The organism is Methanohalophilus sp. WG1-DM (genome assembly GCF_004104135.1).
In the GTDB taxonomy this organism is placed as follows: Archaea; Halobacteriota; Methanosarcinia; order Methanosarcinales; family Methanosarcinaceae; genus Methanohalophilus; species Methanohalophilus euhalobius.
On sequence record NZ_RRBA01000003.1, the window covers coordinates 91,777 to 108,172 of the forward strand.

The 16,396-nt window shown below is 43.8% G+C and carries 18 protein-coding genes; 2 read left to right on the forward strand and 16 right to left on the reverse strand.

Translation table 11 applies throughout. The features are described 5' to 3' along the window. Positions 1–8: 8 nt before the first annotated feature. Genes CI957_RS03530 through rpl3p form a run of 5 tightly spaced genes read right to left on the reverse strand, consistent with a single transcriptional unit; the run spans position 9 to position 3,186 of the window. A complete protein-coding gene (locus CI957_RS03530) occupies positions 9–422 on the reverse strand; it encodes a 30S ribosomal protein S19 (protein ID WP_096711759.1) in 414 nt (137 codons plus the stop codon). Between the two features lie 13 nt (positions 423–435). Beyond that, on the reverse strand, positions 436–1,149 hold the full coding sequence (locus CI957_RS03535; protein ID WP_096711760.1) for a 50S ribosomal protein L2: 714 nt from the start codon (positions 1,147–1,149) through the stop codon (positions 436–438). An 11-nt stretch (positions 1,150–1,160) separates the two neighbouring features. After that, a complete protein-coding gene (locus CI957_RS03540; RefSeq protein ID WP_096711761.1) occupies positions 1,161–1,409 on the reverse strand; it encodes a 50S ribosomal protein L23 in 249 nt (82 codons plus the stop codon). Continuing rightward, positions 1,406–2,167 (reverse strand): 50S ribosomal protein L4, encoded by a 762-nt coding sequence (rpl4p, locus tag CI957_RS03545; protein ID WP_096711762.1) that lies wholly within the window; start codon positions 2,165–2,167, stop codon positions 1,406–1,408. The genes CI957_RS03540 and rpl4p overlap by 4 nt, the downstream gene beginning before the upstream one ends. Positions 2,168–2,172: 5 nt before the next feature. Beyond that, positions 2,173–3,186: a 50S ribosomal protein L3 gene (gene rpl3p, locus CI957_RS03550; protein ID WP_096711763.1), complete on the reverse strand. Its 1,014-nt coding sequence runs from the start codon at positions 3,184–3,186 to the stop codon at positions 2,173–2,175. A gap of 403 nt (positions 3,187–3,589) precedes the next feature. On the opposite strand from rpl3p, the gene CI957_RS03555 reads away from it, so the two are divergent. Next, positions 3,590–4,615, forward strand: coding sequence for a methyltransferase domain-containing protein (locus tag CI957_RS03555; protein WP_096711921.1), 1,026 nt, complete (start codon positions 3,590–3,592; stop codon positions 4,613–4,615). Here the strand turns inward: CI957_RS03555 and CI957_RS03560 are convergent. From CI957_RS03560 to CI957_RS03610, 11 genes are all read right to left on the reverse strand, one after another. After that, on the reverse strand, positions 4,612–4,983 hold the full coding sequence (locus CI957_RS03560) for a response regulator transcription factor (RefSeq protein WP_096711764.1): 372 nt from the start codon (positions 4,981–4,983) through the stop codon (positions 4,612–4,614). The genes CI957_RS03555 and CI957_RS03560 overlap by 4 nt on opposite strands. A gap of 32 nt (positions 4,984–5,015) precedes the next feature. Then, positions 5,016–5,564 carry an Hsp20/alpha crystallin family protein gene (locus CI957_RS03565; RefSeq protein WP_241645870.1) on the reverse strand — a complete coding sequence of 183 codons (549 nt, stop codon included), beginning with the start codon at positions 5,562–5,564 and terminating at the stop codon, positions 5,016–5,018. Positions 5,565–5,733: 169 nt separating this feature from the next. Then, positions 5,734–6,513, reverse strand: coding sequence for a winged helix-turn-helix domain-containing protein (locus CI957_RS03570; RefSeq protein WP_164909017.1), 780 nt, complete (start codon positions 6,511–6,513; stop codon positions 5,734–5,736). 22 nt (positions 6,514–6,535) lie between these two features. Next, positions 6,536–7,423 carry an HD domain-containing protein gene (locus CI957_RS03575; RefSeq protein ID WP_096711766.1) on the reverse strand — a complete coding sequence of 296 codons (888 nt, stop codon included), beginning with the start codon at positions 7,421–7,423 and terminating at the stop codon, positions 6,536–6,538. A 39-nt stretch (positions 7,424–7,462) separates the two neighbouring features. Continuing rightward, the gene (locus CI957_RS03580; protein ID WP_096711767.1) at positions 7,463–8,599 is read right to left on the reverse strand and encodes an adenosylcobinamide amidohydrolase; all 1,137 of its coding nucleotides are present in this window, start codon (positions 8,597–8,599) and stop codon (positions 7,463–7,465) included. Positions 8,600–8,711: 112 nt separating this feature from the next. Further along, positions 8,712–9,359: an orotidine-5'-phosphate decarboxylase gene (gene pyrF, locus CI957_RS03585; RefSeq protein WP_096711768.1), complete on the reverse strand. Its 648-nt coding sequence runs from the start codon at positions 9,357–9,359 to the stop codon at positions 8,712–8,714. 28 nt (positions 9,360–9,387) lie between these two features. Then, positions 9,388–11,328, reverse strand: a complete 1,941-nt coding sequence (acs, locus tag CI957_RS03590; RefSeq protein ID WP_096711769.1) for an acetate--CoA ligase — start codon at positions 11,326–11,328, stop codon at positions 9,388–9,390. A 106-nt stretch (positions 11,329–11,434) separates the two neighbouring features. Then, positions 11,435–12,421, reverse strand: coding sequence for a radical SAM protein (locus CI957_RS03595; RefSeq protein ID WP_128754228.1), 987 nt, complete (start codon positions 12,419–12,421; stop codon positions 11,435–11,437). A 27-nt stretch (positions 12,422–12,448) separates the two neighbouring features. After that, on the reverse strand, positions 12,449–12,769 hold the full coding sequence (locus CI957_RS03600) for a DUF5320 domain-containing protein (protein WP_128754229.1): 321 nt from the start codon (positions 12,767–12,769) through the stop codon (positions 12,449–12,451). Between the two features lie 49 nt (positions 12,770–12,818). After that, on the reverse strand, positions 12,819–13,316 hold the full coding sequence (locus CI957_RS03605; protein WP_128754230.1) for a DUF134 domain-containing protein: 498 nt from the start codon (positions 13,314–13,316) through the stop codon (positions 12,819–12,821). Between the two features lie 110 nt (positions 13,317–13,426). After that, positions 13,427–13,870: a hypothetical protein gene (locus CI957_RS03610; protein WP_128754231.1), complete on the reverse strand. Its 444-nt coding sequence runs from the start codon at positions 13,868–13,870 to the stop codon at positions 13,427–13,429. A gap of 287 nt (positions 13,871–14,157) precedes the next feature. Here CI957_RS03610 and CI957_RS03615 point away from each other — a divergent pair, with 287 nt between their 5' ends. Beyond that, positions 14,158–16,176 (forward strand): sodium-translocating pyrophosphatase, encoded by a 2,019-nt coding sequence (locus tag CI957_RS03615; protein WP_096711774.1) that lies wholly within the window; start codon positions 14,158–14,160, stop codon positions 16,174–16,176. The last annotated feature ends 220 nt before the right edge of the window (positions 16,177–16,396 follow it).

A 16,396-nucleotide genomic window follows, 5' to 3' on the forward strand; every position in this document is an offset into this window, starting at 1 on the left:
CAATCACCTTACTTAAGTGGTACGAATTTACTGGAACGGGTTGCACCAACACCAGCGCTTCCGTGGGAAACTCTGCCTCTTGTCTGTGCGAATTCTCCAAACCTGTGACCTACCATCTCAGGCTGTACATCTACACTTACGAATTCTTTACCGTTGTAAACTGCAATTTGCTTACCTACCATTTCAGGGAAAATTATCATTGACCTGTGGTGGGTTCGCACACTATCCTTTCCAGCCCTGTATTTCTCCAGGACTTTTTTATGCCCATCGGGAAGCCCACGGTGAATGGTCCTCCTTTCCCTTGCGGGAAGAAGTTCGGCGAATTGCTCAATACTCAATTCCTTGAGCTCATCCACAGATTTGCCCCGATAGGTATATTCTCCTTTCCTCTTTGGTAACCTTGATGAAGATTTTTTAGCCATATATACACCTCATTTAACGCTTTCCGGTCCTCCGGGCTGCAATCTGTCCTACCTTCCTGCCAGGCGGGGCGTTCCTGCCTACGGTAGTTGGTTTGCCGGGATGTTGCCTGTTACCTCCACCGAATGGGTGGTCAATAACATTCATTGCAATACCGGAAACTCTCGGATACTTGGCTGCCCTGGATCTCAACTTATGATACTTCTTACCGGCCTTCAGGAATGGTTTCTCGGCACGTCCGCCACCAGCAACAACCCCAATAGAGGCCCTGCATTTTGGATTCAGCCATTTCATTTCACCTGAAGGAAGCTGGACAACTGTCCTATTCCTTTCATGACCCACAAGGGTAGCATAGGCACCGGATGAACGAGCAAAAGCTCCACCATCGTTTGGTTTGGATTCTATGTTGCAGAGAGGTACGCCTTCCGGGATCTCAGCCAGCGGGAGGATGTTACCCTGTTTGATCTCTGCAGAGATACCGCATTCAATGCGATCTCCTACACCGATACTTTCCGGAACGAGAATTAAACGCTCTTCGCCACTTTCAAAGGAAACCCTTGCGATAGGCGCGGATCTTGCTGGATCATGGACAATTTCCACCACATCGGCAAAAATTGTGCTGCCTTCTTCAACTGAAGGATGTTTAAGAGCAGCTTTATAGCGATGTGAAGGTGCCCTATATGTAGGTGTTCCACGACCCCTGTTCTGTGATATAATTCGTCTTGCCATAAATCAACACCTCACATCAAACCAATACGTGTAGCAATCTCATGTGCTGCATCTACTTCATCAAATGTGACAAGAGCCTTTTTTTCTCCCTTCATTGTTGTCGTTGTGCAAACGGACTTTACGGGAAAACCGTAGATCTTTGTCACATCTTCCTTGATCTGGCTCTTGTTGGCACGGGTATCGACAACAAACTGAAGTTTGTTATCCTCCATATGCGTCATAGCTTTTTCGGTGATGAACGGGTACTTAATAGCGTTCATATGAACATGTCCTCCAGACTGGATATTGCGGATTCTGTCCATACCGTCAGTCGTCCTGCCTTTGCACCGGGTGCAAGTAATTCAGTATAAAGTGAATCTACTGTTGTAACATCCACACCTGGCAGATTACGTGCCGAGCGGAATATTGGACTTTCTGAACCGGCAACGATCAGAACACTTTTCTTATGTTTGTATTTCCTTCCTCTCATCTTACCCTTACCGGCCCTGATGGAACGGCTGTCTTTGGCACGCAGGACATCATCATAAGCACCTGCTGCTTCGAGGAATTTAATAACTTCTGCTGTTTTCTCAACATCCTGCAGGGCATCTTCTGCTACAAGAGGCAGGGTAGCGTCACATACATGACCTCGTCCTTTCACGAGTTCTGCATTAATTGTAGCTGCTATTGCAGAGCGAACTGCAAGACGTTTCTCTTTTTTGTTAACCTTCTCTGTCCTGTCAGCTTCAGGTTTTGGTGGATGGGTACGCCTTCCGCCTACTGCCTGGGGAACTCTTGCAACCCGACTTCCGTTGACAAGCCTTGGAATCTGAGCAACCCCTCTCCCGGATCCCCAGGAGACTGCAGAAGTTTCCATTCCGGCATACATCTTGGGACCATAGGGCTGATACCTTTTAGACTGGGAAGAAAGCACGGTCCTTTTGATAAGGTCCGGCCTGTAAATCTCTTCGAAAACGTCGGGTAAGGTTATTTCACCTTTGGAATTACCTGAAATATCAAGAATATTTGCTGTGACCATCTATCTCACCCCTGCCGGGACTGTGTGTTTATATGCATAAGCTGGGGCTCTCCCACAGCAGATGTCTTTGGCCTGGTTGGTTCCCTGAGTCTGATAAGCCTCTTGGAAGGACCTGGGACAGTACCCTTTACAAGGATATAATCTCCGCCAACAAGGCCGTAGTTCACAAAGCCTCCTGCAGGATTTACTTCATCCACATCAGAAGATACTTTCAGGATACGCTTGTTATACTCGGTACGCTGATGGTAACCGGCCTGGCCCATTTGTGGAACTCTCCAGCTTACATGTGGTGGATTCCATGGCCCAAGAGTACCTACCTGACGCAGACTGCTCTGACGAGAGTGTTTGTTCTTTGCCAGCTGGATACCCCATCTTTTCACAGGTCCCTCAGTACCGTAGCCCCTTGTGATAGCGGCTACATCGATGATATTACCTTCCGAGAAGATATCAGAGATTCCAACCTTGCTGCCAAGTATGTACTTTGCATACTCAAACTTGGCTTTTACATCGGAACCGCTAATTGCAGTTTCCATAATATCCGCTTTCTTCTTGGGAATTCCACTTACTGAAGAGGGGATTGTATATGTGATCACACGAATCTCGGAAACTTTCCCTTCTTCCACAAAGGAAGCCATATTTTCAAGTGATTTTTCTGTATCGTAATTTTTGGGAGTTTTTATCCTGCGTCCAATGTCGCCATCCAGATTTGCTGACCATGCCTCTGAAATTGTTTTTTCTCCATAAGGAGTATCCTTATAGGCACGTATTGCTGCAATACCGATCTGCGGTGTTTCGATAACAGTAACAGGTACGGCAATTTCAGCGCCTTCAGTCAAACTGTTTTTGGCGTCGTCAATCATAATTACATGGGTCATTCCGACCTTGTAACCTGCAAATCCCTGCAATTTTGGCTCACCTTCAGCCTCAGGCCATGACCTGAACCTCGGGATGTGGCTCTTTGCTCTTTTGCGTGGACTGAACGCTAGAGAACCTCGCCTTGGTCTGTGTATTGTTGGCACTTGTATTCTCCTTGAGTTTTTTTATGTTCAATCGCTTACGCAGGTTGAATTAACAAAAAAGTGTGTTGGCTACCTATCAAGGTTTGAGCTCAACATGGATATTCTACGTTATGCGGATAGGAGCAGCAATACTGCAACATCATCACAAAAAGATTTACACATCTACCATCCACACATACACAACGCGCATGCATGGGGGCTTTCATTGAATTGGCCCACTGATGGTCTATGTTAAATCCTACATTTCCACACTTTTTGCCTACCTGCGAAGTATGTATCATCTACATACTATATTCTCAGCTTGGGCTGTATGATGTCATATTAGGTATATAAATGCTTTGGACCAAAAACAGTGATACAGGAAACAACACCTTTAAAAGCACCAATAAACCATTGGAATGCAATGAAAAACAAAGTCAAATTCACCAAACCGATAAGTTCTGATCATGATGGATTACGCTTTGCTACTCCCGAAATTGTAGCAAAGTACCGGGCCAGAAGACTTAAATGTGACGTTCTGGCGGATATAAGTTGTGGTATCGGCGGACAGACCATTTTCTTTGCAAAGGAGTGCAAAAAAGTCTATGCCATAGAAATCGACCCTGTAAAGATAGAACATGCCAAAAAGAACTGCCAGTTATATGGAGTGGACAATGTCGAATTTATCTGTGGTGACGCCCTTGGCCCCGAAATAATACATAAACTTCCTGAACTCGATGTCGTGTTTTCTGATCCTGCAAGGCCCCCTAAAGAGAAGAGGCGCCTACTTTCAAGCATTACACCATCCATAGAAGATATGATTAATGCTTATTCATCCCGGGCAAAAGGATTCGCCTTTGAAGTACCCCCCCAGCTGACTCCAGAAAGAATTCCCTTTGATTGTGAAATGGAATACCTGTCCCTTAATGGCAAAATCAATCGCCTTACACTATACTTCAACCATCTCAAAAAATGCAATCGATCCGCCATCACACTTCCTTCCGAAGAATCATTGTGTGGCAGCGGGACAGGAGAAATCCCTGAATCGGAAATAATTAAAAAATTTGCATATGAACCAGAACCATCTGTTGTGAAAGCAGAGCTGTTGCCCGAACTTGCAGAAAAAATGAGAAAGGGAGATAATAGGACATATTTGTTCCGAATTGATTCGAAAAGGGCATTAATGACATCTGATGAAAAATTGAAGTCCCCCTTGCTTAAAAATCAGTATGTTGTGCTGGCAGAGACAAAGGTATCTGTTGAAGATATCAATAGGAAACTCAAAGAATTAAATGCCAAAAATGCATTGATAAGAGGAAAAATCGACCCTGACAATTACTGGAATTTCCGTAACCGTATAGAAACCGGATTAAATGGCGATAAGACAATTCATCTCTATATTACTGACAATTCTGCGATTATCTGCCAACCCCTTGCTGGAAAAAATTAATCCAGAAGACTACAAACACGTTCTATGAGTTCATCATTGCCAAAAGGTTTGGTAATGTAATCCTCAGCTTTGAGAATATCCAATCCCATCATCCTGTCAAAATCATGGTTCCTGACAGTCAGAAGGACAACCGGCAAACCTTCATACTTTTCCTTAATCCGGTGGAAAGCTTCCCACCCATCCATACCAGGCATCATAACATCAAGAAGGACGAGGTCCGGCAGGGAAGATTCAAGCATCAAAAGACATTCTTCTCCACTGGAAGCACACGATGTGGACATACCATTCAATTCCAACAAATTTTGAAGAAGTTCACGCAAATGCGCTTCGTCATCCACTACAAGTACTTTCTTCCCAGAACAACTCATCCGGTGCACCTTCAAAATAAATTAATGTGAAGTTAATTGATTTTAATATCTACTTTCCCGGTTTCTTCCATAACAGAAAATATTATCTCGAGGACACCATTATTGAAAGTTGCTTTTGCACTATTGGGATCTACTTTTAGTGGCATTTCAAGAGTTTCTGAATATGTATAATGTTTGTTGGAAGCATCGATCTCCAGATACTGACCTGTTGCACAGACCGAAATATCATCCCTGGACATACCCGAAATTTCGGCGGTAACATACACTTTTCCATCCATTTCAAGAACATCTATCAGAGGTTTTTTCTCATCTATGGAGAGGGGGGCGTCTAAAGGATCAATTTCTTCTTCGAAATCATTATAATCAGAAGGTATGTTACCGAATTCCCTGATTTCAGGGTCCTCATTGGCACGCTGTGTAATAGAAAAACCATAAATGAAAGGTTCATCAGAGAATTCTTCTATACCTACTCCGAATCTCTGTAACATCTGTTCGATCATATCAGTAATATCACTGAATGAATCATCACTGCCAGACGGATTGTTTCCTTTCTTTTTATCTGCCATATTGACCCGTTCCATAAATAAATTCTTATCACTTAGAGATATTTGGCCATAAAGCCGCACCTGAACAAGGATCACTTATCCCTGCTTTTATCGGCAGAAAGTAAATCGGATTGCTGATATTCCACCATTATCATATAAATACTATTTCGTTTCATGTATTAATAATAAACGCAGGACCTAGTAATCATTCCTTCTCCTGTAAATCAAGGCAACAGTATTCGAACAGGTCATGCCCCCATCTTATAGCTTCCTCACTCGTACTGATCAGTTTATTGTGATCATATATTCCTTTCTTGTTAAAGAGGGACAACAGGAAAAACCCGTCCGCACAGACCATACTAACTACCGGCAAATCACCCTCGTAGATATATATACTGGTGTTATCCATTCCGAAAAAAACCTCGGCTTCTTCCTCATAATCCTCAACAATGCGTTCATAGACATCATTGGTCAAAATCAGGTTTACCCCCACACTTTTTTTAGCCAGTCCTACAAAATGCTTGACATAATAAGGATGGAAATAAGAAGTAATGGTTGTAACATGCTGACTTACAAGCAGATGGTCTATTAATTCCTGAGGCGGATCAAAGAGAGAATTGATATCCGGTTCAATGACCTCTGAATCACCCAGATCACCCAGCCTTTCCATGAATTTCATAGGAAGGGTGGAAATATCCCTGGAAAACCAGTATTCAGGATTCTTTTCAAGCATTCTGGTGAGTTTAAAAACCGGCAATATTTTCTGCACTACGATATTACCAAAAATAGACAATTCATATTCATCGTCTTTCTGCACAACGATATCATTATCCTTAAGAAGCTTTATCTGGGGGAGAACGCCCGTTGATGTAACATCAAGAGCCTCTTTGATAGCTGCCAGATTCCGGGGGCCATCTTTTAGATAGACAAGCAAGTTTTTCCGTTTTTCCGAGCGACATACAAGCTCGATTATAGATACACCCATATTAGTACCACAAAACAAAAAATCAAGCATCACTGAAAAACTGGTTGACACATTCTTTCAATTGTTTATACATTGGGCTATCGATAATACTATGAGGAGGGGATTCAAAGGACTGTAGCAATCGGTTATAATACCATTTATAAGATTCTTTTCCTACTACAAAATGATTCCATGTTATATTTCCATGAAATTTTTCCTCATCCCTCATATCCCTGATGCTGGCAAGTTTGCCGGCACAGAATAGGAGTTTGACATCCCTTCCAACACCATCAAGTGCCTTCAGGCAGGCTTCATTGCGCTCCTTCCACATATTTTCATCAACAGATAACAGGGAGGGATCATCTGTTTGGTCCAATTCAGATACTGCTCTTACAAAATTTACAACCGTCTCACCAAACTTATTCTCCACTTCAACCATATCTATTTTAGACTCTTTTTTGATCGAATGCAGCAGACCTGCAATTACAACTATATCAGGGGCACTGTTCTTTAAGAGGATGGATGCAACGTCCATTGGATGAGAGATATAGGGTGTCCTGGAACATCGTCTTGCTGTATCCCGATGTGCATTATAGGCAAACTCGAAAGCTTCAGGGATTGAAAGTACGAAATGTCCCGCTCGTGAGGAGGTCTCGTATTTCTCTTCCAGCTCCAGCAGATGAATCCGGAAGTTGGCTTTTCTGAGGTGTTCGTGTATGATGAGTTGCCCATTTTCATGAATCAATACTGACTGATAAGGTTCACTTTTCCATATACGCCTGGAAGGCACATCAGACCACTCGGCCATGTAGAAAAAGCGATCCGGCAATTCAGGAAGTTGTTCTCCTATTTCTGCGCTATGAACTATGACACCTGTTGGCTTTTTCTTAGAATCGGTACAATAAGTGGCTATATAATTTCTCAGATTCATGGTAAATCCCGTTTTTATATTAATATTATAGTAAAGGAATTAAACATTTCTTTTTACAATCCAGGAAGTAACTCTTACCCAGTTCTCAATTATTGATTCTTTCGGATCCAGCAAATAATCATAAGGAACATCTACACCCAAATTCAAAATATTGTGAAGTTGAACCATCTGGGAAAAAGATACTTTCTTTGCACTGTTTTCAGGGATCAAACCCCACCTCAATTCATCGACAAGATGGAGAATAGAAGAAATCAATGCAACCATAACAGGATTACGTGAAATGTTCCTGAGATTGTCATAAAATGGACCTTTTTTGTTTTCCCCTTCAAGGGATGTCGAAACTTTCCAGAAGTATTTTTCATCAATCCCAAACCTATCAAGCCTTACGAGCATATCCCTCTGGGAAACAGTTGATATACCTGATTGCTGATCCAGGGCCTTTAAAAGGACCTGGTTTACACATTTACAGATCAGTTCACCAAGTTTGGAATGAGGACCTGCGTCAGTCAACTGCAGAGAAGCAGAATCATTGGATACAATTGCCATCATATCAGTCCCGGTTCCGGTAGCCAATTCTTCAGAAAAACGACTTGGAATCATTAATTGACGCAGAACTGCTGATTTGGCTTCAGTAGCAGTCATCCAGGCCCTGGTAAGAGCATATGCTGGTAAATTTGCATCTATTAGAAGAATCATATTTATTGTCCCGCCAAGAGATTGCCATTTACCATTTTCCTGATAATAGGAAGCAGGGTCTGCAGGACTGCATGCATTTACTTCAACGCCCGCGGTTGCAATTGCTGTTACTTCAAGGCCACGGAAAGAGTGCGTGACAAAAGCAACATTCTCCATACTTGCAGCAGTTAGCAATGCAGCTGCATTTGATGCAGAATAGCCAAGTTGCTCCACTACATGGGAGAGATAGCCTTCAACACTTCCTTCTTCCAGCTCATTCTCACTTCCAACATGCCTTCCTATCCGCTGATTGATAAGGACATTGATATCATCACGGATACCCCCATTGAGCCAGGAATTGGAAATTATTCTCCTGTCTTTTGGCAGTGTAACTATAACGGAATCTGTGCCTGACCTGAAAACTTTTTCACCGGCAGATGTTTCAAGAAGAGGTTCACAGCCCCCATCCCGACAATTTACGGTCAACTCATTTTTGGTCATGCACCTTCTCCTGAATATAGATCAACACCGGACCTGAAGTAAAAAGTAAAAGCCTCAGAACTCATAGGGCTCATCACTATCTCAGAAGAGTATATCATCACTGGCTTTTTCCTTAGATACCAATCCCGGTAACAAGTTCCATGGCTGTTTCTTTGGGGTTTTCTGAATTATAAATACTTCGACCCACAATAATCCAGTTCGCACCTGATGCAATCACATCAGATGCTTTACCTCCCTGTGCACCTACACCGGGAGATATAATAGAAAGGCTATCACCTATTATAGAACGCAGGTGCTTTACCCTTTCTGGCCGGGTAGCCGGTGCGACAATACCTGTAGCACCGAATTCATACGCCATTGAAGCAATTTCATCGGCTATCGGCTGGAAATATTTCGCACCGCCCGGGTGGCTCATTTCAGAGACTACATAAATATCCCCATCATAAAGTCGGGCCACACCTATACAGGCTTTCAGGCTATCCTCACCTGTAAAACCATGCACGATTAGACCGCTGGCACCTGCCTTGAATACCTGCTCGCAGATAAGTTCATCCGTGTATGGAATGTCGGCAACCTTAAAATCAGCAATGACAGGAGCATAATCGGCAAGTCGGGAAATTACACTTAAACCTTCTGAGAGCACCAGCGGATAGCCCACCTTTATTGCATCCACACATTCAGCAACTTCGCTGGCAATCTTGACGGCGCGATCCATACGCGTAACATCCATTGCAATTATAAGGCCGGTATTCCTTTCCATGAAAATTAAACCTCTAGCAGTTTGAATGTTAATCTGATAGATGAACTTTTCTTTTGAGTTCTTCGACCACTTCAGGATTCTGCAGAGTAGTCACATCCCCGGGATAAGTATTATTTGTTATTGCGCGCAGGACCCGGCGCATAATCTTTCCACTACGTGTCTTTGGCAGGTCCCTTGCAAAAACTATCGCCGCCGGACGGGCTATCGGCCCAATCTCATCTACAACATGACCCTTAAGTTGCTCTTTCAGCTCATCACTAACAGGAACATCGGCTTCAAGCACAACATAACCGACTATTACCTCCCCCTTAATTTCATCCTCTTTCCCCTCAACAGCAGCTTCTGCAACGGCCGGATGGGACACAAGAGAACTTTCAATCTCCATGGTACCCAGTCTGTGACCGGAGACCTTGATCACATCATCAAGTCTTCCAAGTACCCAGATATAGCCATCCCTGTCAGTACGGGCACCATCTCCTGACATATAGATGTCATTACCCCATTTACTCCAGTAAGTTTCAATGAAGCGTTCTTCATCCCCATGAATGGTCCGGATCATGCTGGGCCAGGGTTTTTTAATTGCAAGATAGCCCCCATACCCTTCTGGAACCGCATTTCCTTCTTCATCGAGAATGGATACCTCGATTCCCGGGAACGGACGGACAGCACTACCGGGTTTCATCGGAGTAATGCCTGGCAGGGGTGTGATCATTATCATACCTGTCTCTGTCTGCCACCATGTATCAACTACCGGGCATTTCTTGTCCCCGATGTGCTCATAGTACCAGAGCCATGCCTTCGGGTTGATGGGTTCACCGACACTTCCCAGAAGCCGCAACGAAGAAAGGTCATGCTTTGCAGGTAATTGTTCTCCCCATTTCATGAATGTACGAATAGCTGTAGGTGCAGTATAAAAAATCGTCACTCCATAATTCTCAATTATACTCCAGAACCTGTCCTTTTCTGGATAATCCGGTGCTCCCTCATACATCAGCACAGTTGCACCGTTCAGCAGGGGACCATATGTAATATAGGAATGACCTGTAATCCAGCCCACATCCGCGGTACACCAGTAAACATCATCATCTTTCAGATCAAAGACCCATTTAGCAGAGATCGCTGTTCCGACAAGATAGCCTCCGGTGCTGTGGACCACACCCTTGGGTTTGCCTGTAGTTCCGCTAGTATACATTAAGAAAAGTGTATCTTCAGAATCCATGTGTTCAGGCGGACATTCATAATCCACCTGTTTTTCGATGTCATGCCACCACACATCCCGTCCCTCTGTGAAAAATACAGAATTTGCCGCATGATTGACAACCAGCACATGCTCTATGTCATCTAATTTTTCAAGTGCATTATCGGTTTTTTCCTTCTGGTTAACCAGTTTACCTTTGTGATAGTAACCATCACAGGTAATTACAAATTTGCTGCCTGCGTCCTCAACACGTTGGGCTAGTGCTTCCTGGGAAAATCCGGCAAATACCACACTGTGAGGAGCACCAATCCTTGCACAGGCAAGCATGGCAATAACAGCTTCAGGGATCATCGGAAGATAGATTGTTACAATATCTCCTTTCTGCACCCCCAATTCTTTCAATGCATTGGCAAAGCGACATGTGGAGTAAAAGAGTTCATTATAGGTAAAGGTACGATTGTTTGCCATTTCCCCTTCCCATATAATCGCTGTCTTATCGCCCTTTGAAGAAAGATGCCTATCAATACAGTTATATGATGCGTTTAGACTGCCATTAAGGAACCATTTGCTATGCGGAGGTTTCCATTCTAAGACTTTATCCCATTTTTCAAACCAGTCTATATCCTCTGCAACTGAAGCCCAAAAACCTTCAAAATCCTCTTCAGCCTTCTTGTAGATGTCGGGGTCATTCATATTCGCCTGCATCCGGAAAGATTTGGATGCCTGAAATACACGCTCCTCTGCAAGTGATGATTCTATTATTTCATGCATGCTAGTGGACCTCCTTAAAAGTATATATAACCCTAATGATTAATCATGTATAAATGTAATGGTCCCGGTAAGATAAAAATCAACAGAAAGGCGAGCTCTGTATCAATCACAGAGCCCTGTAGTAACAATACCTACCTTCCCTGACAGGTTCAATTTTGCTCTTGTTTTCAAGTTTCTCAAGAATAGGAGAGAGCGTGTTTTCCTCAATTCCAAGGGATGTAAGCACCTGTGCAGCAGTACAGGGACGGCGCAAAATCAGGTCATACACTTCCTCCTCAATATTCTCATGTTTGAGGACGGAGCGGCCTCTTTTTATACCTTGCAATACAAGGCGCACTTTATTCCTGCCAAATTTACCGTCAAAATAGCTGGCAATTTCCTTCAACCTTTTCTCATCAACAGCATGTAGGGAAGATTCAGCGGGAGGTCGGGTTACAGTCAAGACTTCAACTTCATCCGGATCGATGTACTCCAGAACTTCTACAAGACGTGAAATTTCTCTATCGGATGAGTTGCCTGGAAACTCGTTACTTTCTACAAACATAGCCTCAATGGAAAGCTTGCAGCCATCCATCAGAGAAAGAGCCGCAAGTCCTTCTATAACTTCCTCCAGATGAATACCCGAAGCAGGTCTGTTAATATTCTGGAATGTATCCTCATAACCTGAGACTAGAGTGGCAACCACTAGATCAGCCTTTGCAAGATTCTGGCGCACATCCTTTCTGCCAACAAGGGAAGAATTAGTAATGACACAGATGGGTACATCAGAAATATCACGGATACCGTCGATCATCTCCCCAACCCATAGATTGAGGGTTGGTTCACAGGTTCCTGAGAATGTAATATAATCAATATCTTCTATACTGCGATGATAATGCCGAATACCTTCAACAACTTCGGAACACGTAACACATCCCACAGCATCCTCTGGAGATTGGATTTTATCTGTAACTGGACCCAGCTGACAGTAGACACAGTCAAAATTGCAGTTTTTCCGGCTGGAGAGGTTGCGTATAACATCCACACCCAGAGACCTGCCCAATCTTCGTGAGAGGATTGGCCCATAAATTATTCTGGACTTTCGTTTTCCCACAGAAATTCCCAAAAAATAAACAGGAGATCAGACATCCTCTGATCCCTTCCCTGAAAGTTGGGTTTTCAATTGTTCTATACGCCGGGAAAGCAAGTCCTTTTCTCTTTCAAGCACTTCAAGCTCGCTTTGTGGAGATACAGGCTGAGAAAGAGTCGCAAATGGACCCCGTCTACAGTAAGCCATACCTCGTTTGAAAGGGAGACCGAATCTGTAAAAGCCCCCCCTGAAAGAGTTTCCTCTTACCAATCGATTCTGCCATCCTGGAATATCATATCCGGTGCAATAACCTGCACCTCTTCCTGTCATTGGCCCCATTCCCCTGGGACCGGTTCTGTCTCCACCTGGCATATTAATACAACCTCCTTTGTCATTCTAGCATTGTTTCTGGTCTATAAATTCAACCTCGCACCATCTGGGAACCGCATTCAGGACATTTGGCCTGACTGCATGGTAAACCCAGTTGGTGTGGTTCAAGATGTCCACATGAAGGACACCTGCAATTCTGCGGAGCTGCAGCTCCACGGCCCGGGCGATTTCCACCACCTCTGCGACCCTGTCCCCTGGCCCCTATCGGACCATTTCCATCTGGACCTGTGCCATCTCCTCCAGGCATATTGAGTTCACCTCCTTCTAAAAAAATACCTTTTCCATTGACCAGTGCATCCGTGACTTTTTCAAGACCCCTACGAAGGGTTCTTTGAAATGTAGACTGATGGACTCCCATTTTCTGTGCAGCCTCTCCCTGAGACAAATTTTCCAAAATATTCAATCTCATGGATTCCAATTCATCTACACCGACATCAACAACAGGCATACTTTCATTCGTATCATCGGGACTGAAACGCCGACACCTGTAATGGAAGCCTACCATTCTCTTTTTCTTGGGACGCACCATAATATTGCATTATAATGCATAACTATATAAATTTAACTCCAAGAACAGATTGAATTCCAAACAGAAGGATAGCAGGACATAAAGATCACACATAATCAATTACTGCAGAGTCATGGTTTTTCATAAAACAGGTTTGGGATCGAATCCATACTACCCATAGTTTTTGAAGAGCCTGCGGGATAAATAACTACAAGAGAATCAACTTGTCTGCCAAGTTTCTTCTCATCATGAAGATAGAAATTTTCACTTTCCCGGGATACATTCTTAAGTAAAAATCTGGAATGGCTCCTTCCGAGTTCTATAACCTTAACTTCTTCAAAATCGTAGAAAAAAGATTCGAATTCGGGTTTAAGATGACGACTGCCTAATGCAAAAACATACATGTCTCCGAAAAAATCCAGGTCATAGAACAGATCAACTGTGGCATCAGTACCTGAAAATCGGACCTGCATACTTGAAATATGTATATAATCCCCGCCATCCTCAGCCGCAAGTGCCCCTGATATAGAGCACGAAAGCAGCAAAGTTACGAGTATAAGCCCTGCAATTCTCATTGGTATAGGATAATACGCTATAATTAATATGTCTATTCATATCTGTGGTGCATATAAAAGGGAAAACATTAATACTAACAAAAATATGTTAGGGCAAATCGAACATGGCACACATCAATCTAAAAATTTTGAAACGTTAATTTCTTATTAGGTGTGTTCTATTTCAATCTGCCTTCCCGGCGCCTTTACAAAGTATTATTTCAGGATAAGGGCAGCTTAACAGCAAATCTGCCTGAAATCCAATCAAAGCATTATCATTACAGTTAAACAAATTTAGGAGAACAATAATGCAGGATATTATATACCTCGCCCCTCTGGCAGGTATCGTAAGTCTGGTATTTGCTGCATTTTTCGCGACCCGTGTCCTCAAGGAAGGAACCGGTAACGAGAAAATGCAGGAAATTGCCACTGCGATACAGGAAGGGGCCATGGCATATCTGAATCGCCAGTACAAGACAATAGCCATAGTTGCTGTAATCCTTGCTTTCTTAATCTACGCCCTGCTGGGAGAAAACAGCGGAAAAGTAGCGATAGGATTCATAGTAGGAGCAGCCAGTTCAGCTATTGCCGGATACATTGGGATGAATGTGTCTGTAAGAGCAAATGTCAGGACAACAAACGCCGCATCCAGAGGACTGCATGAAGCCATGCAGGTCGCTGTCCGCGGAGGAGCAGTAACCGGGCTTGCCGTCGTAGGACTGGCCCTTCTGGGTACCAGTATATTCTACATATTATTCGGCAATGTCGATCAAGTAGTAGGATTCGGATTCGGTGCAAGTCTAATCAGTCTCTTCGCAAGGGTTGGCGGTGGAATATACACCAAAGCAGCCGATGTGGGAGCAGACCTCGTAGGAAAAATTGAAGCGGGAATCCCCGAAGATGACCCCCGAAATGCCGGTGTAATTGCTGATAACGTCGGTGATAATGTCGGTGACTGTGCGGGTATGGGAGCAGATCTTTTCGAGACATATGTAGTAACAGTCCTTGCAGCGATGCTGCTTGGTGCACAGGTACTCGAGTCATATCCCAATGCAATAATCTACCCATTAATTCTCGGTGCCGTGGCAATCTTTGCCTCCATTATCTCCATCTTCTTCGTGCGTGTCGGAAACGATAACAAGATCATGAAAGCCCTTTACAAAGGAGTTGCTGTAGCCGCATTGTTGTGTCTTGTTGCCTTCTACTTCGTAACAGACATACTCATTGGAGACATCAACATTTATTATGCATCCCTGGTAGGTGTTGCTATTATGGTGTTGATGGTTGTTTTCACCGAATATTATACTTCAACGAGTTACAGACCTGTCAAGAAAGTAGCAGAGGCTTCTGAGACCGGTGCCGGTACAAATGTAATTTCAGGACTTGCAATGGGCTTTGAAAGTACTGCCCTTCCTGTTGTAATTATCGTAATCGGAATTCTTGCCGCATTCTTCGTTGCAGGCGGAGCTGTAAATCCTGCAATGGGGCTATATGGTATTGCAATTGCCGCAGCAGCAATGCTCTCTACCACAGGAATGATCGTTACCCTGGACTCCTACGGACCAATTACGGATAATGCCGGCGGAATAGCCGAAATGGCCGGTCTACCCGCCGAGGTGCGTGAGATCACAGATGCCCTGGATGCTGTAGGTAACACCACCAAGGCAGTAACAAAAGGATACGCTATCGGATCCGCTGCACTGGGAGCACTGGCTCTTTTCGCCGATTACAGGCACAAAGTAAACATTGAAACAGGCGGACTCAGTCTTGACAATCCTATCGTACTTGTCGGATTGTTTATCGGTGCTCTCCTGCCATTCATCTTCAGTGCTGTCACGATGCAGGCAGTTGGAAAAGCTGCTTTTGGCATCATCAATGAAGTTAGGCGTCAGTTCAGGGAAATACCTGGTATCATGGAAGGTACAACCAAACCAGAGTATGGAAAATGTGTGGATATTGTAACAGCCGCTGCAATCCGCGAGATGGCAATTCCTGGTATTCTTGCAATCGCAACTCCATTACTTATAGGCTATATCCTCGGACCACTTGCCCTGGGAGGATTGCTTATAGGAATTATCGCATCAGGACTTCTCCTTGCCCTTACAATGGACAATGGTGGAGGAGCATGGGATAATGCCAAGAAACTTATCGAGGATGGACATCATGGCGGAAAAGGTTCCGAAGCTCATAAAGCAGCAGTTGTCGGAGATACCGTCGGAGACCCTTTCAAAGACACCGCAGGACCCGCACTGAACTCCCTTATTAAGGTAGTCAACATGATTGCAATCCTGTTCTCCTCCCTGTTTATAGGGGCAGGAATATTCTGAAGGTCTCTTGACCTTCATTTTCTTTTTTTTGATATAATAAAACAGTAAAAGCTATCCTACACTTATTTGTTATAAAGATAATAGAGATTGCCCTATTGAGAATTACTAATGGGGAAAAGCTGACGGGTTTTAAGGGGGGTTTAATATTTGGGGAGTGGGGTTTTAGGAAAAGAAAGACAACCCGTCAGCAACCCTCGTGATGACTACATGTTATATATAT

What these genes read in the sequence shown, in the direction of transcription:
- CI957_RS03540 (WP_096711761.1), bottom strand. Translation starts at nt 1,409, where the DNA reads ATGAACGCTATTAAGTACCCGTTCATCACCGAAAAAGCTATGACGCAT.
- CI957_RS03605 (WP_128754230.1), bottom strand. Translation starts at nt 13,316, where the DNA reads ATGGTGCGTCCCAAGAAAAAGAGAATGGTAGGCTTCCATTACAGGTGT.
- CI957_RS03610 (WP_128754231.1), bottom strand. Translation starts at nt 13,870, where the DNA reads ATGAGAATTGCAGGGCTTATACTCGTAACTTTGCTGCTTTCGTGCTCT.
- CI957_RS03555 (WP_096711921.1), top strand. Translation starts at nt 3,590, where the DNA reads ATGAAAAACAAAGTCAAATTCACCAAACCGATAAGTTCTGATCATGAT.
- acs (WP_096711769.1), bottom strand. Translation starts at nt 11,328, where the DNA reads ATGCATGAAATAATAGAATCATCACTTGCAGAGGAGCGTGTATTTCAG.
- CI957_RS03580 (WP_096711767.1), bottom strand. Translation starts at nt 8,599, where the DNA reads ATGACCAAAAATGAGTTGACCGTAAATTGTCGGGATGGGGGCTGTGAA.
- CI957_RS03615 (WP_096711774.1), top strand. Translation starts at nt 14,158, where the DNA reads ATGCAGGATATTATATACCTCGCCCCTCTGGCAGGTATCGTAAGTCTG.
- CI957_RS03570 (WP_164909017.1), bottom strand. Translation starts at nt 6,513, where the DNA reads ATGGGTGTATCTATAATCGAGCTTGTATGTCGCTCGGAAAAACGGAAA.
- CI957_RS03565 (WP_241645870.1), bottom strand. Translation starts at nt 5,564, where the DNA reads ATGGAACGGGTCAATATGGCAGATAAAAAGAAAGGAAACAATCCGTCT.
- rpl4p (WP_096711762.1), bottom strand. Translation starts at nt 2,167, where the DNA reads ATGGTCACAGCAAATATTCTTGATATTTCAGGTAATTCCAAAGGTGAA.
- CI957_RS03530 (WP_096711759.1), bottom strand. Translation starts at nt 422, where the DNA reads ATGGCTAAAAAATCTTCATCAAGGTTACCAAAGAGGAAAGGAGAATAT.
- CI957_RS03600 (WP_128754229.1), bottom strand. Translation starts at nt 12,769, where the DNA reads ATGCCAGGTGGAGACAGAACCGGTCCCAGGGGAATGGGGCCAATGACA.
- CI957_RS03535 (WP_096711760.1), bottom strand. Translation starts at nt 1,149, where the DNA reads ATGGCAAGACGAATTATATCACAGAACAGGGGTCGTGGAACACCTACA.
- CI957_RS03560 (WP_096711764.1), bottom strand. Translation starts at nt 4,983, where the DNA reads ATGAGTTGTTCTGGGAAGAAAGTACTTGTAGTGGATGACGAAGCGCAT.
- CI957_RS03575 (WP_096711766.1), bottom strand. Translation starts at nt 7,423, where the DNA reads ATGAATCTGAGAAATTATATAGCCACTTATTGTACCGATTCTAAGAAA.
- pyrF (WP_096711768.1), bottom strand. Translation starts at nt 9,359, where the DNA reads ATGGAAAGGAATACCGGCCTTATAATTGCAATGGATGTTACGCGTATG.